The 13,908-nt window shown below is 63.8% G+C and carries 11 protein-coding genes; 4 read left to right on the forward strand and 7 right to left on the reverse strand.

Going from position 1 to position 13,908, the window contains the following annotated elements; genetic code table 11:
• Positions 1 to 36: 36 nt before the first annotated feature.
• The 3 genes from PCE31107_RS09085 to mfd all read right to left on the reverse strand — a co-directional run bounded on the left by PCE31107_RS09085 (position 37) and on the right by mfd (position 6,380).
• Positions 37 to 1,323, reverse strand: a complete 1,287-nt coding sequence (locus tag PCE31107_RS09085; protein WP_150607870.1) for an MFS transporter — start codon at positions 1,321 to 1,323, stop codon at positions 37 to 39.
• Positions 1,324 to 1,541: 218 nt separating this feature from the next.
• A complete protein-coding gene (gene argE / locus PCE31107_RS09090) occupies positions 1,542 to 2,759 on the reverse strand; it encodes an acetylornithine deacetylase (RefSeq protein WP_150607872.1) in 1,218 nt (405 codons plus the stop codon).
• A gap of 156 nt (positions 2,760 to 2,915) precedes the next feature.
• Complete coding sequence (gene mfd / locus PCE31107_RS09095; RefSeq protein ID WP_150607874.1) at positions 2,916 to 6,380, reverse strand: transcription-repair coupling factor; 3,465 nt, start codon at positions 6,378 to 6,380, stop codon at positions 2,916 to 2,918.
• A gap of 108 nt (positions 6,381 to 6,488) precedes the next feature.
• Between mfd and ispD the strand changes: the two genes are divergently transcribed.
• Entirely contained in the window at positions 6,489 to 7,211 is a 723-nt protein-coding gene (ispD, locus tag PCE31107_RS09100; RefSeq protein WP_150607876.1) for a 2-C-methyl-D-erythritol 4-phosphate cytidylyltransferase, read from the forward strand.
• Between the two features lie 64 nt (positions 7,212 to 7,275).
• The gene (gene ispF, locus PCE31107_RS09105; protein ID WP_150607878.1) at positions 7,276 to 7,797 is read left to right on the forward strand and encodes a 2-C-methyl-D-erythritol 2,4-cyclodiphosphate synthase; all 522 of its coding nucleotides are present in this window, start codon (positions 7,276 to 7,278) and stop codon (positions 7,795 to 7,797) included.
• Between the two features lie 149 nt (positions 7,798 to 7,946).
• Here ispF and PCE31107_RS09110 read toward each other — a convergent pair whose 3' ends face one another.
• From PCE31107_RS09110 to ompR, 4 genes are all read right to left on the reverse strand, one after another.
• A complete protein-coding gene (locus tag PCE31107_RS09110) occupies positions 7,947 to 8,474 on the reverse strand; it encodes a carboxymuconolactone decarboxylase family protein (RefSeq protein ID WP_150607880.1) in 528 nt (175 codons plus the stop codon).
• A gap of 59 nt (positions 8,475 to 8,533) precedes the next feature.
• Positions 8,534 to 9,082, reverse strand: coding sequence for a peroxiredoxin (locus PCE31107_RS09115; RefSeq protein ID WP_150607882.1), 549 nt, complete (start codon positions 9,080 to 9,082; stop codon positions 8,534 to 8,536).
• Between the two features lie 230 nt (positions 9,083 to 9,312).
• The gene (locus PCE31107_RS09120) at positions 9,313 to 10,653 is read right to left on the reverse strand and encodes an ATP-binding protein (RefSeq protein WP_150607884.1); all 1,341 of its coding nucleotides are present in this window, start codon (positions 10,651 to 10,653) and stop codon (positions 9,313 to 9,315) included.
• A 180-nt stretch (positions 10,654 to 10,833) separates the two neighbouring features.
• On the reverse strand, positions 10,834 to 11,559 hold the full coding sequence (gene ompR / locus PCE31107_RS09125) for an osmolarity response regulator transcription factor OmpR (protein ID WP_017234082.1): 726 nt from the start codon (positions 11,557 to 11,559) through the stop codon (positions 10,834 to 10,836).
• 169 nt (positions 11,560 to 11,728) lie between these two features.
• On the opposite strand from ompR, the gene PCE31107_RS09130 reads away from it, so the two are divergent.
• Both PCE31107_RS09130 and PCE31107_RS09135 read left to right on the forward strand, forming a co-directional pair.
• Positions 11,729 to 12,058 (forward strand): hypothetical protein, encoded by a 330-nt coding sequence (locus tag PCE31107_RS09130; RefSeq protein ID WP_150607886.1) that lies wholly within the window; start codon positions 11,729 to 11,731, stop codon positions 12,056 to 12,058.
• Positions 12,059 to 12,162: 104 nt separating this feature from the next.
• A complete protein-coding gene (locus PCE31107_RS09135; RefSeq protein ID WP_150607888.1) occupies positions 12,163 to 13,905 on the forward strand; it encodes a DUF1800 domain-containing protein in 1,743 nt (580 codons plus the stop codon).
• Positions 13,906 to 13,908: the final 3 nt, after the last annotated feature.

Consider the following 13,908-nt stretch of genomic DNA (forward strand, 5'->3'; position numbering starts at 1 on the left):
CCTCGGCGCCCGGGGGGCGCTGGGTCTTCGCTGAAATCAGCGCAGGCCGAGCTTACGGGTGCGCAGCAGCGCGGTAATGCTGATGAGGGCAGCGAAAATCAGATAAAAGCTCGGCGCGAGCTTGTTGCCGGTGGCGCCGATGAGCCACGTGATGATGAACGGGGCGAAGCCGCCGAACACCGTTGCTGCGATGTTATACCCGAGCGAGAGGCCGGTGGTGCGCACCTGCACCGGAAACAATTCCGTGAGCAGGGCGGGCAAGGCGCCGAAGTATGTCGTCATCAGCAGGCCGAGCACGATCTGGAACACCATCAGCGCGCCGAACGTCGGGTGCGCATCGAGGAGGCTGAACATCGGGTAGACCAGTACCAGCAATGCCACGGCGGCCGTGAGCATCGGTTTGATCCGGCCATGCGTATCCGACCAGTGGCCGACGATGGGCGCTACGATCAGTTGCACCACGCCGGTAAGCAGGACTGCCGAGAACGCGGCCGACGACGGCAGTCCCAGTTGCTTGACCGCATACGTCGGCATGTAGAGCACCAGGTAGGTCGCCACGGTGGCCATCACGACCACGCCGATGGCGAGCAGCAGCCGCTCCTTCTGACTCGCGAACGTGTCGCGCAGCGGGCTTTGCGTGGGCTCGATGTCGAGGAACTCGGGCGTCTCGTCCAGACGGCGGCGAATGTAATACGCGACCGGGCCGATCAGCAGGCCGAAGAAGAACGGCACGCGCCAGCCCCACGACATCATGGCCTCCTGTGACAGATTGCCGGTCAGCAGCGCCCCGAAGCCTGCGGCGAGCAACGTGGTCAGGCCCTGCGAGGCGACCTGCCAGCTCGAGAAGAATCCGCGGCGTTTCGGTGCGTGCTCGGCGAGAAACGCCGTGGCGCTGCCGAATTCGCCGCCCGCCGAGAAGCCCTGCACCATGCGGGCGATGACGATGCCGACCGGTGCCAGCACGCCGACGGTGGCGTACGTCGGCATGAGCGCGATGAGCAGGGTGCCGACCATCATCATCAGAATCGACAGGGTGAGGGCCGCCTTGCGACCGGCGCGGTCGGCATAGGCGCCGATCACGATGGCGCCCAACGGCCGCATGAAGAACGACACACCGAACGTGCCGAGGGTGAGCAGCAGCGATACCGTGTCGTTGCCGGTCGGGAAGAACAGTTTGGCGATGGTCACGGCGAAAAAACCGTACACCACGAGATCGAACCACTCGAGGGCGTTACCGATCGAGGCCGATACGATCACACGCCACGCGTGCGGGGAAGTGCGGGCGGCCGGGGCCGTCGCGTTGGGGGCTGCGCTTGCGCTCATGGGCGAGATCTCCAATACCTGTCTGGCGTACGTGATTGTTATCGTGCGGAGGAATGTCCTGTGCGCCCTTGCGATAGGCGTCTGCTACTGCGAACTACTCACTGCGTGCATATTGCGAAAGGCATGTTGCAAGGCAACGGGCCGCATCCGGCAATTGGCGGCATACGGCCCGGTCAAACGTTCGTCGATACGCCGGCCTGAGCGAGTCAGGCGTTGATTCAGGCGCCGACGGTGTTGCTGCGGATCAGCTTGCGCAGGAACGACTCGCACTGCGCGATCTGTTCGAGCGACACGAACTCATTGGGCTTGTGGGCTTGTTCGATATTGCCAGGCCCGCATACGATCGACGGCACGCCTGCGCGTTGGAACTGGCCGGCTTCGGTGCCATAAGCAACCTTGCGCTTGTCGGTGTCCTTGGTCAGCGCGCGCACGAGTTGCGTGATGGCGTCCTGCTCCGAAGCGTCCAGCGCCGGCGCCGCGGCAATCCGCTTGAACTCGATACCCGCGTTCGGGTGCTCTTTCTGCATCTTCGGGATCAACTCGTCCGTGGCGTATTGCTGAATGCGCTGGAAGATGCCTTCGGCATCCACGCCCGGCAGGTTGCGGTATTCGAACACGAACTCGCACAGCGCCGGAATCGTGTTGAGGGCGATACCGCCCGAGATCGTGCCCGTCTGCGCCGTGGTGAACGGTACGTCGAACAACTCGTCGAACGGACCGTTCTGCTTGAAGTGATCTGCCAGATCGCGGATGTAGCAGATCAGGCGCGCGGCGTATTCGATCGCGTTCGAGCCCTTCGGCGTGAGCGACGAGTGCGCCGCATGACCGCGCACACAGCACTGGTAGGCGTTGATGCCCTTGTGAGCGACGATCACGCGCATGCTCGTCGGCTCGCCGACGATGCAGCCGTCCGGGCGAATGCCGCGCTCACGCAATGCGGCGAGCATGACCGGTGCGCCCACGCAACCGATTTCCTCGTCGTAGGAGAACGCAAAATGGAACGGCGTCTTGAGTTTGGCGTCGCGCATTTCCGGCAGCAACGTCATGACCGAGCCGATGAAGCCCTTCATGTCGCACGTGCCGCGGCCGTACAGATTGCCGTCGCGCACCACCGGCTTGAACGGATCGGTGTCCCATGGCTGACCGTCGACCGGCACCACGTCGGTGTGGCCCGAGAGCACGATGCCGCCCTGCGTGTTGCCATCCGCGGCCGGCAGCGTCACGAACAGATTGGCCTTGCGCTGGGTGGCGTCGTAAGACAGCCACGGCTCGACGCCAGCGTGCTTGAGGCTGTCGCGCACCGTCTCGATCAGGCCGAGGTTCGATTCGCGGCTGGTGGTGTCGATGCTGACCAGCTTCGTGATCCAGTCGAGCGATGCCGGCTGGGCCTCGTTGGCACCCTGCGGGGCGATGGCTTGGGGGGAAGCGCTTGTCATTCGAATCTCCGGGAATCTCCAGTCATACGTTGCTACGTACCGGTACTGGGGAAATATTACTCAAAAACAATTTAGACGTAAAAGGTTGAGCGAACAACCATTCTCGTCAGGTGGGAAACTCTGCGTCGGGCGCGGGTTGGCCCGCGCATGCGAGTGTCAGGCCGCTTTCGCGTTCGGCGTGCCGAGCGCGCGCAGTGTCTCCTTGATCGCGCGTACGCGATCGGTCAGTTGCACGTGCTTTGCTTCGATGCGCAGCTTGTCCTGTCCCGCGAGCTTGATATGGCGATGCGTCTGCACCAGCGCGATGATGCGCATCGGATCGACGGGCGGGGTCGGCTCGAATTGCAGGGCGATGGCGTCTTCGCTCGCGTCGATCTTGACGATACCCAGTGGCTTGGCGAGCAGTCGCAGGCGGTGCGTCTCGATCAGCGCCTGCGCCTGTTGCGGCAGCTTGCCGAAGCGATCGACGAGTTCTTCCTGGATCGTGTCGATGGCGTCGGCGTGCGTGCCGTTGGCCAGGCGCTTGTAGAGCGAGAGGCGCTCCTGCACGTCGCCGCAAAAATCGCTCGGCAGAATGGCTGGGACATGTAGATTGATTTCGGTGGTCGCGGAGAGCGGCGCGGTGAGATCCGGTTCGCGCCCGGCTTTCAATGCGCTCACGGCGTCGGCCAGCATGTCGGAGTAGAGCTGGAACCCGATGTCGTGAATTTCGCCCGATTGCTTGTCGCCCAGCACTTCACCCGCGCCGCGAATCTCCAGATCGTGCATTGCGAGATAGAAGCCCGCGCCGAGTTCTTCCATCTGCTGAATGGCTTCGAGACGCCGCTGCGCCTGCTTGGTCAACGCCTTCGGATCGTGGACGAGCAGATAGGCGTAGGCCTGGTGATGCGAGCGCCCGACGCGCCCGCGCAACTGGTGCAATTGCGCCAGACCGAACTTGTCGGCACGATGCATCAGGATCGTGTTGGCGGTCGGCACGTCGATGCCGGTCTCGATGATGGTGGTACACAGCAGCACGTTGGCGCGCTGCGAGACGAAGTCGCGCATCACGCGTTCGAGATCGCGTTCGTGCATTTGTCCGTGCGCCACGACGATGCGGGCCTCGGGCACCAGGGCTTCCAACTGTGCCTTGCGGTTCTCGATGGTTTCGACTTCGTTGTGCAGGAAGTACACCTGTCCGCCGCGCTTGAGTTCGCGCAGCATGGCTTCGCGGATGACGCCATCCTCTTCGCGGCGCACGAAGGTCTTGATCGCCAGACGCTTCTGCGGTGCGGTCGCGATGACCGAGAAGTCGCGCAGGCCTTCGAGCGACATGCCGAGCGTACGGGGAATCGGCGTGGCGGTCAGGGTGAGCACGTCCACCTCGGCACGCAGCGCCTTGAGGGCTTCCTTCTGCCGCACGCCGAAACGATGTTCCTCGTCGATGATGACGAGGCCCAGACGCTGGAACTGGATGTCGTTCGACAGCAGCTTGTGCGTGCCGATCACGATATCGACTTGTCCCTCGTTGATGGCCTTCACGCTCGCGTTCACTTCCTTGGTGGTCTTGAAGCGCGAGAGTTCGGCGATGCGTACCGGCCAGTCGGCAAAACGATCGGAGAAGGTTTGCGCGTGCTGTTCGGCGAGCAGCGTGGTCGGGGCCAGCAGGGCGACCTGCTTGCCGTCGAGCACGGCAATGAAGGCAGCGCGCAAGGCCACTTCGGTCTTGCCGAAGCCGACATCGCCGCACACGAGGCGGTCCATCGGACGGCCGCTCGTCATGTCGCTCATCACGGCCGCAATGGCGGCCGCCTGATCCGGCGTTTCCTCGAAGCCGAAGCTATCGGCGAACTTCTCGTAGTCGCGCGGCGACAGTTCGAAAGCGTAACCGGAACGCGCGGCACGACGGGCGTACAGGTTGAGCAGTTCGGCCGCGGTATCGCGAATCTGCTGCGCCGCCTTGCGCTTCGCCTTTTCCCATTGGCCCGAGCCTAGCGCGTGCAGCGGTGCGGTATCGGGATCGGCGCCGCTGTAGCGCGAGATCAGATGCAACTGCGAAACGGGCACGTACAGCTTGCTGTCGCCCGAATATTCGAGATGCAGGAATTCGGTCTCGCCTTCGCCGAGATCCATGCTGACCAGGCCCTGATAGCGACCGATGCCGTGCTGGCTGTGAACGACCGGGTCGCCCACCTTGAGTTCGGCCAGATCTCGCACCATCGAGTCGACCGACGTCGCCTGCTCCTGGCGGCGCTTGCCGGCGCGGCGTGCGAGGCCCTCGTAAAGCTCGTTCTCGGTGATGAAGGCGAGATCTTCCGTCGGCAGCAGGAAGCCTGCGGCCAGCGGGGCGATGCCGATGGCAAAGCGCGCGTCGGACGTCAGGAAGTCTTCGAACGACTCGACGGACGGCGCATGCAGGTCGTTATCATGCAGCAGTTGCAGCAGCGTCTCGCGGCGGCCGGCCGAGTCGGCGCACAGCAGCACGCGGGCTGGCGTGCGGGCGAGATAGGCGCGCAGGGCGGCCAGCGGGTCGTCGGCGCGGCGGTTGATGGCCAGCGGCGGCAACGGGATTGCCCAACTGCCGTCGCCCGGCGTGGGCAGTGTCAGGCGGGCGAACGGCTTGGCGAGCGTGAAGAAGTCCTGATCGAGCAGGAACAGTTGCTCGGGCGGCAGCAGCGGCCGCTCGCGGTCATGCGACAGGAAGTTGTAGCGTTGACGCGTGTCGTTCCAGAAACGGTGGATGGCCGCATCGAGATCGCCCACGAACACCAGTTGGGCGTCGGCGGGCAGATAGTGGAACAGGGTGGCCGTTTCGTCGAAGAACAGCGGCAGGTAATACTCGATGCCGGCCGACGGCACGCCGCTGCCGATGTCCTTGTAGATCGGGCTGCGGGTCGGGTCGCCTTCGAACACTTCGCGCCAGCGCCCGCGAAAGGCGGTGCGGGCAGCGTCGTCGAACGGGAATTCGCGCCCGGGCAGCAGGCGGACTTCCTTGACCGGATACAGGCTGCGTTGCGTGTCGGGGTCGAACGCGCGAATGCTGTCGACGGTGTCGTCGAACAGATCGAGACGATAGGGCAGGGCCGAACCCATCGGGTACAGGTCGATCAGTCCGCCGCGCACACAATACTCACCGGGCCGCATCACCTGGCTCACGTGCTCGTAGCCTGCCAGCGTCAGTTGCGACTTCAAGCGTGCTTCGTCGAGCCGCTCGCCCTGCGTGAAGAAGAACGTGTAGGCCGCCATGAAGCTCGCGGGGGCCATGCGGTAGAGCGCGGTGGTGGCGGGCACCAGGACGATGTCACAGCGCTTCTCCCCGAGGTCGTGCAGGGTGGCGAGCCGTTCGGAGACGAGATCCTGATGTGGCGAGAACGTGTCGTACGGCAGCGTTTCCCAGTCGGGCAGCAGCCGCACTCGGGCGTCGGGCGCGTACCACGTGAGTTCCTGCTGCAGGCGCAGGGCATCGGTGGCCTGGGCGCACACGACGGCGAGCAACGGCAGGCGCTCGCGGTTGTCGTTGAAATAGCGGGCGATGAGCAGGGCGTCGCTCGAGGCGTGCGAGCCGGCAAAGGCGTAACGCTGTCCCGCTTTCACGAGCGGCACAGGCGCGGTATTACGGGATAGAGCGTTGGCGGCGGACATAGAGGAACGTTGCAGAAATGGCAAAGCACGGGGCTCCTTTCGCATGGGGCCCCGTGACAGTCAGCGTCTATTATAAAATCCCTGCTTTCCTCTTACCTGCGTTTTATTGTGAGCGACCGACTTTTTGCCGTCATCCCGTGTGCCGGGGCGGGTGTCCGCGCCGGGGCCGACGTGCCCAAGCAATACCGAAGCGTGGGCGGACGCGCCATGCTGCACTATGCGCTCGCCGCGTTCGACGCCTGTTCCGAGTTCGCTCAGACCGTGCTGGTGCTGGCGCCCGACGACAATCATTTCGACGGCAGGCGCTTCGGCCCGCTGCGTTTTGCGGTGCGACGTTGCGGCGGGCCGTCGCGGCATGCGTCGGTGCTCGGCGGGCTGCAGGCGCTCACCGAGTTCGGGGCGCAGGACAGCGACTGGGTGCTGGTGCACGATGCGGCGCGTCCCGGCATTACGCCGGCGCTGATTCGCGCGCTGGTCGAGGCGCTGCGCGACGATCCGGTCGGCGGCATCCTGGCCTTGCCCGTGGCCGACACGCTCAAGCGCGAGCAGACGCCGACGGCGCATGGCGGGTTGGCGGCCGTGCAGGCGACCGAGTCGCGCGACGGCCTTTGGCAGGCGCAAACCCCGCAGATGTTTCGCCTCGGCATGCTGCGTCACGCGCTGGAAGACGCGCTCGCCTCGGGGGCCGAAGTGACCGACGAAGCCAGTGCCATTGAACGGATCGGTCACGCGCCGAAGCTCGTTCGTGGCAGCCTGCGCAACTTCAAGGTGACGTATCCCGAAGATTTCGCGCTCGCCGAGGCCTTCCTCGGCGCTGCCAAGTCCGTTTGAGGGCTCGGCACGCGCCGCAGCCCCGAAACGACGCCCCGCATTCTTTCGCATTTGGCGACTCTCCATGACTGAACAAGCTGTTTCTCATTCCCTGCTCGCGACGTTGTCGAAGCTGCGCATCGGCCAAGGCTACGACGTGCACGCCCTCGTGCCGGGACGCCCGCTCGTGATGGGGGGCGTGACGATCCCGTTCGATCGCGGCCTGCTCGGCCATTCGGACGCCGACGTGCTCCTGCACGCCATCACCGATGCCGTGCTCGGCGCGGCGGCGCTGGGCGACATCGGACGTCACTTTCCCGACACCGATCCCACGTTCAAGGGCGCGAACAGCGTGGTTTTGCTCCAGGAAGCCATGCGGCGCGTGCGTGAGCACGGCTATGAGATCGTCAACGTCGACTGCACGGTGATTGCGCAGGCGCCGAAGCTCGCGCCGCATATCGCGGCGATGACGCAGTCGATTGCCGACGCGCTGGGCGTCACCGTCGGTCAGGTGAACGTGAAGGCGAAGACGAACGAAAAGCTGGGCTATCTCGGTCGTCAGGAAGGAATTGAAGCGCAGGCGGCAGCCTTGCTTGTTGCCGGCTGAGGTGATGGCGGCGCCGCACGCAACATCGTGACCGCCGCGCAGCACAATCCATCACGCACAACGGCGCTAACGGTTGAACCCGGTAGCGCCGTTGTCGCATTGGCGGTTTGCGCCGGCCTCGGCGCGTGGGTGCTTCAGCGCTTGCGGACTCAGGCAGCCTCGGCGGCGATGACTTGCGCGGCGGCATTGACAACGGCGGCGATACGGCCGACGTCACGCAGTTGCGCGGTGCTCATCCCGTGCTCGGCGGCGAGCAGGTGGGCGTGCGACTGCACACAAAAGTGGCACTTGCCGACGATGGATGCCGCCAGTGCATACATCTCGAAACGGCGCTGATCGACGCCTCCGCGCGTGGCGTAGCCGTTCATGCGAAGCTGGGCCTTCTCGTTCTTCAGTTCGGCGTTGTCGGCCATCTCGAGATACGGATACCACGTGTTATTCATGCCCATGAGCGCGGCAGCGGTCAACGCGCCTTCCAGCTCTTCGGGAGCGAGTACGCCGGATTCGCGAATCGCCTTGATGATCGGCTGGCTCTTGGCTGCAAAGGCGGCGGCGAAGGCCACACCCACGGCGTCGTTGCCTTCCAGCGAGGAGCGGGCGATGGTGCCGTCGAGGTTCAGGCGGATGTCCTTGGCGTAGTCAGGGATTTGCGCCTTAATCGCGGTGATGAATTCCATAAATTTCTCCTATTGCTTTGGGCTGAAAAAGCCCGCTTTCGCGGGCTTCGAGACGACGCTTACAGCGTTGCACCGCCAACAGCGCGGTTGCACGGGCAGAGTTCGTCCGTTTGCAGACCGTCCAGAATACGCAGTACTTCTTCCGGGTTGCGACCGACGTTCAGGTTGTTCACCGAAACGTGCTGGATGACGTTGTCCGGATCGACGATGAACGTGGCACGCAAGGCCACGCCGGCGGCCTTGTCGCGCACGCCGAGTTGGTCGATCAGGGCACCCGTCGTGTCGCCGAACGAGTAGTGATTCAGCTTGTTCAGGTCCTTGTGTTCACGACGCCATGCCAGCTTCACGAATTCGTTGTCGCCCGAGCCGCCGAGCAGGACAGCGTCACGCTCTGCGAAGTCGTTGGCCAGCTTGGCGAACTCAACGATTTCGGTCGGGCACACGAAGGTGAAGTCCTTCGGGTAGAAGTAAATGATCTTCCACTTGCCCGGGAACGAGGCTTCGGTGATCGTTTCGAAAGCCGAGACGCCGTTTTCTTCGTGGTTGTTGAAGCCAGGCTTGGCAGCTTCTACCGAGAATGCTTCGAGTTTGTCGCCGACAGTCTTCATCGATTGACTCCTAAATTAGTGCGGTTTATGTCGAGATGTCGCTGGGACATCGCAACCAGCAACTGACCGAAATCCGCTGATCCCGGTCAACCTATACATCATACGCTATCGAATAATCGACAGCAATAGTTTATTTTTATTCCGGAGATAGTTAAAACAAATCCCGTCGATAGGATCGTGCTCAACATTGGGCGGGAAAGCCTTGAGCATAGACAAAATTCCGCAAACCGTTATTTAGCAAGCGGAAATGACACGATGATTTCAAGGCCTGGACCCGGCCGTACATTGTGCAACGAGGCGTGACCTTTGTAGCGTGTGGCGATGCGCTGAACGATCGCCATGCCGAGGCCGGTGCCGTCTGCCTTTGTACGGGCGGTGTCCACCCGATAGAACGGGCGGAAGACCAGTGTGAGTTGGTCCTCGGGGATGCCCGGACCCGTGTCACGCACGCGCATTTCCACGCGTTCGCCGAGAACGCGCGTCGTGATGTGGACGTTGGCGACATCGGTTTTGGCGTCGCGGCCATATTTGCGCGCGTTCTCGATCAGGTTCGTGAGCAGACGCTTGATGTCGGTGCGTTCGGCGAGTATAGGGGCGGCGTCGGCGAGTTCGGTGCTCAGGTTCAGGTCTTCGCGGCCCTCGAAGGCGAGTGCCGTGTCGCGGACGATGTCCGACAAATCGAGCGACTGCATCGTTCGCGATGCCGGACGGGCGTAATCAAGGAATCGGCCGATGATGTCGTCCATCTGTTCGATGTCGCTGATCATGTCGCGCTTGACCGTTTCGTCGGACGGACTCATCTCTGTTTCCAGTCGCAGCCGTGCCAGCGGAGTGCGCAGATCGTGCGAGATGCCCGCGAGCATCAGCGCCCGGTCGGCGTCGAGGCGTTCGAGTTCCTCCACCATCTGATTGAAGCTCCGGTTGGCCTCGGCGGCCTCGCCCATGCCGCGCTCGGGCAGTGGGTCGGGGCGTTGTCCTTCGCCGATGGCGCGAGCCGCGTGGGCGAGCCTGGCGAACGGTCGGTTCACGAGTGCGGTGATGAACGCGGCGCCGATGAGCGAGAGGGCCAGCGCGAACGTTCCCCAACTGAAGAGTTGAAGGCCGGTGGCCGTGTCGATCCGGTCCTGTTCGATGGCGACCCAATAGTCGTCTTCATCGATCTTGAAGCTGATCCACATGGCTGGAATCTCGTTGACCGAGGCGGCGATGACGGTGTCTGTCCCCAGACGGCGCTGCACGTCGCGCGCGATCAGGTCCTGCACCACGCCGCCCGGTTGTTTCTCGATCTTGTCAGCCGGCTCGCGTGGGTACACGCGAATCCCCTCGTTGCTCTCGAGATCCTGCAGCAGGGCGCGACGCAGATCGGGCTCCGAATAGAGCAGCGCGGTGCGCGTAAGCTTGACAATCGATACGAGCTGCTGCGCGACACGTTGCGCGCGCGGCTCACGCTCGATGACGCGAAAGCTCTGGTACCAGGCGGCCAGGCTGACGCCGATGAGCAGTGCGATGAGGAAGAAGGTACGCCAGAACAGACCGCCGAACAGCCCGCGTACCATCCGGATCGGATGCATGGGGTTGCTCCGTCTAAAGCGTGACTTGCGCGAGTCGGCAGGCCCGACGTGCTGAATGGCGAGTGTCCGGACGAGACACGCGGTACGCCGTTGGATGTGGCGTGCGACGCAACGCAACGCCGGTCAGCGAGCGTGTCGCGACCGGCGTTGTTTTGCTGCTTGAGACGCAAAGGCGGACGATCACGCGCCGCCGTCCGGAATGAACACGTAGCCGAGGCCCCACACGGTCTGGATAAAGCGGGGGCTGCCCGGATCCGGCTCGATCAGCTTGCGCAGACGCGAGATCTGCACGTCGAGGCTGCGATCGAACACTTCGTATTCGCGCCCGCGTGCCAACTCCATCAGCTTTTCGCGCGACAGCGGCTGACGCGGATGACGCGCGAACACTTTGAGCACCGAGAACTCGCCCGTCGTGAGCGCGATCTCCTGGCCGTTCTTCGTGAGCGTGCGCGTGGCGAGGTTCAGGGAGAAGTCGCCGAACTCGAACGTCTCCATGGTTTCGCTGGGCGCGCCGGGGAGTTCGGGCGGTGCCTGACGGCGCAGCACGGCGTGAATGCGCGCGACGAGTTCGCGCGGATTGAAGGGCTTGGGCAGGTAATCGTCCGCGCCCATTTCGAGGCCGACGATACGGTCGACATCCTCGCCTTTGGCCGTTAACATGATGATCGGCGTGCGGTCGTTGGCGCCACGCAGGCGGCGACAAATCGACAGGCCGTCTTCACCGGGGAGCATCAGATCCAGCACGAGCAGATCGAAACGCTCGCGCACCCAAAGCTTGTTCATGGCTGTTGCATTTTCCGCCACGAAGACATTGAAACCCTGTTCCCCGAGGTAACGACGAAGCAGGTCGCGCAGTCGCGGATCGTCGTCGACAACCAGAATTTTGGGAGAGTTTTTGTTTTCCATGCCACGTATCTTAGCCCGAAATGTTACGAACTGATGGGGCCGCCAAAGCGGGTTACAAAGGGTTACACAATTTACCCTACAGCTTGCGCGCTGACCATAGGCTGTGGGTACACTTGCACCCCTGCCAGGGGGAAAACCTGCGGCATGGCATGAAGGACATACGCAAAAGATGAGATGGGCTGCTGAGTGGACGCTACTGATCGGGGGAATCATGCTCTGGGGACACCTGAGCGTGACGTACGCCCGTCCCGTCGCACATTTCAGTGCGCAGTTGCATCGGGTGAGCGGCCCGCGCTTCCAGCACGCGGGGCCTGCGCCATCGCCCCGCAATCCGACGAAGCGCGAGCCGTCGCAGAACGATTCCGGTGCTGCGCGCCGCAACGACGAGTTTCCCCCCGCGCCGCCGGGCCGTCGTCCCAATGGTCACATGTCGCCGGAAGACCGGCGCCTGCTACGGCAACATATTCAGGACGCCGTGCGCGAGTTGTACACTCACTAATGATAAAGACGCGCGCCCTCATGGATCGTGGATCGAGAGGGCACCGCAGCGTCGCCAAACGCTTCCCAAAAACGCCAGTGATGTCACGATGACGCGAGCGTCCCATGAAGCCCACCCCAAACTTGCCAGCCTGCGTCGACGCCGGCTTTTTTTGCGCCTGCCGAAAGGGCATTGAGGCGACGAACGGTGTCAGGGCGATGATCGCCGTGCTGCGTCGCCTGCCGTCGTCGATGTCGTGGATGCCTGGGCGGCTGACGTCTGGTGTGCTTGCCATCGTGTGGCTGGCGTGGCCGCTCGTCGGTCACGCGTCGCCGACGCGGCCTGCCGGCGCGGCGCATGCTGCGAGTGCGACGGCGCCACGCGCAACCGGGGCCGCCGGTGCTGCCGATGCCGATCGCGCGACGCGCCCGCTCACTGCCGACGACGCGCGCTATTTGCTAGCACGCACCGGCTACTCGCCTGACGCGCGCGAACTCGCCCCGTTCGTTGGACGCACGCGTGCGCAAGCCGTCGATCTTCTGTTGTCGCGAGCGCGCCGCATGGCCGTGACGCCGCCGCCCGCCTGGGTTGAAGATCCGCCGCTGTATGGCGCGCCGGTCAAGTCCATGACAGTCGAGCAGCGTCGCGAGCTGAACCAGCGGCGCAACCGTATGGCGGCGTCGCTGGCGGCATGGTGGGCGCAGGAGATGGCCACGACGCCGTCACCGCTCACGGAGCGCATGACGATGTTCTGGCACAACCACTTCGTGTCGAGCGACGACAAGGTGCGTGAGCCCGTCATGCTTTATCGGCAGAACGTCTTGCTGCGCGCGAACGCGCTTGGCAACTTCGGGACGCTGCTGCATGCCGTGTCGAAGGACCCGGCCATGCTCGTGTATCTCGATGGTGCGGGTAGCCGTAAGGGGCGCCCCAACGAGAACTTCGCGCGTGAAGTCATGGAGTTGTTTACGCTCGGCGAAGGACATTACACAGAGCAGGATGTGCGCGAGGCGGCGCGTGCCTACACCGGCTGGGGCATCGATCGGGCGACGATGACGTATGTCTGGCGCCCCAAACTTCACGATGCGGGCACGAAGACGGTGCTGAACCAGACCGGCGACTTCGATGGCGACCAGATGCTCGACATCTTGCTGGCGCGTTCGGAGACCGCGACGTTCATCACCGGCAAGCTGTGGCGCGAATTCGTGTCTCCTACCCCGGATCCGGTGCAGGTGGAGCGTATCGCGAGCCGCTTTCGCGCGAGCGGCTACGACATTCGCGTGGCATTGCGTGCGTTGTTGCTGACCCCCGCCTTCTGGGACGCCCGAACCCGCGGGACGTTGGTCAAATCGCCGGCTGAATTCGTGACCGATACGGTGCGCGAGTTCGACATCGGCTACGACGATCCGCAGTTGCTGGCGCGGCAGATGCGTGTTCTCGGGCAGGACCTGTTCCGTCCTCCCAATGTGAAGGGATGGCCGGGCGGCGACGCGTGGATCGACAGCACCACGTTGCTTGCGCGCAAGCAGTTTGTCGAGCGCATGTTCCGTGCGACGGAGAACGCGAATGCGGGCGGTGCGTCGACGGTGTCGCCGACCCTGTCGTTGTCGGCGCGAACGGGGATGCAGCGCATGGCGTTGGGAGCGGTGCCATCGTTGGCGAGAACGGTGGCGGGCGTGCGCTTCGATCTGTCGCGCTGGCTGCAACCTTACGCGCTGGGGCCGGTCGACGTTCCAGACGCTGCGTCGCGCGAGGCGTTGCAGCGGGCCGTGTTGCCCCTCAAACCCGCGGCGCCGCAGACCGCTGGCGTGAACAGCGCGGCCTACTTGCAGGGGTTGTTGATGGATCCCGTGTATCAGTTGAAGTGATGA

The organism is Pandoraea cepalis (assembly GCF_902459625.1).
GTDB lineage: Bacteria > Pseudomonadota > Gammaproteobacteria > Burkholderiales > Burkholderiaceae > Pandoraea > Pandoraea cepalis.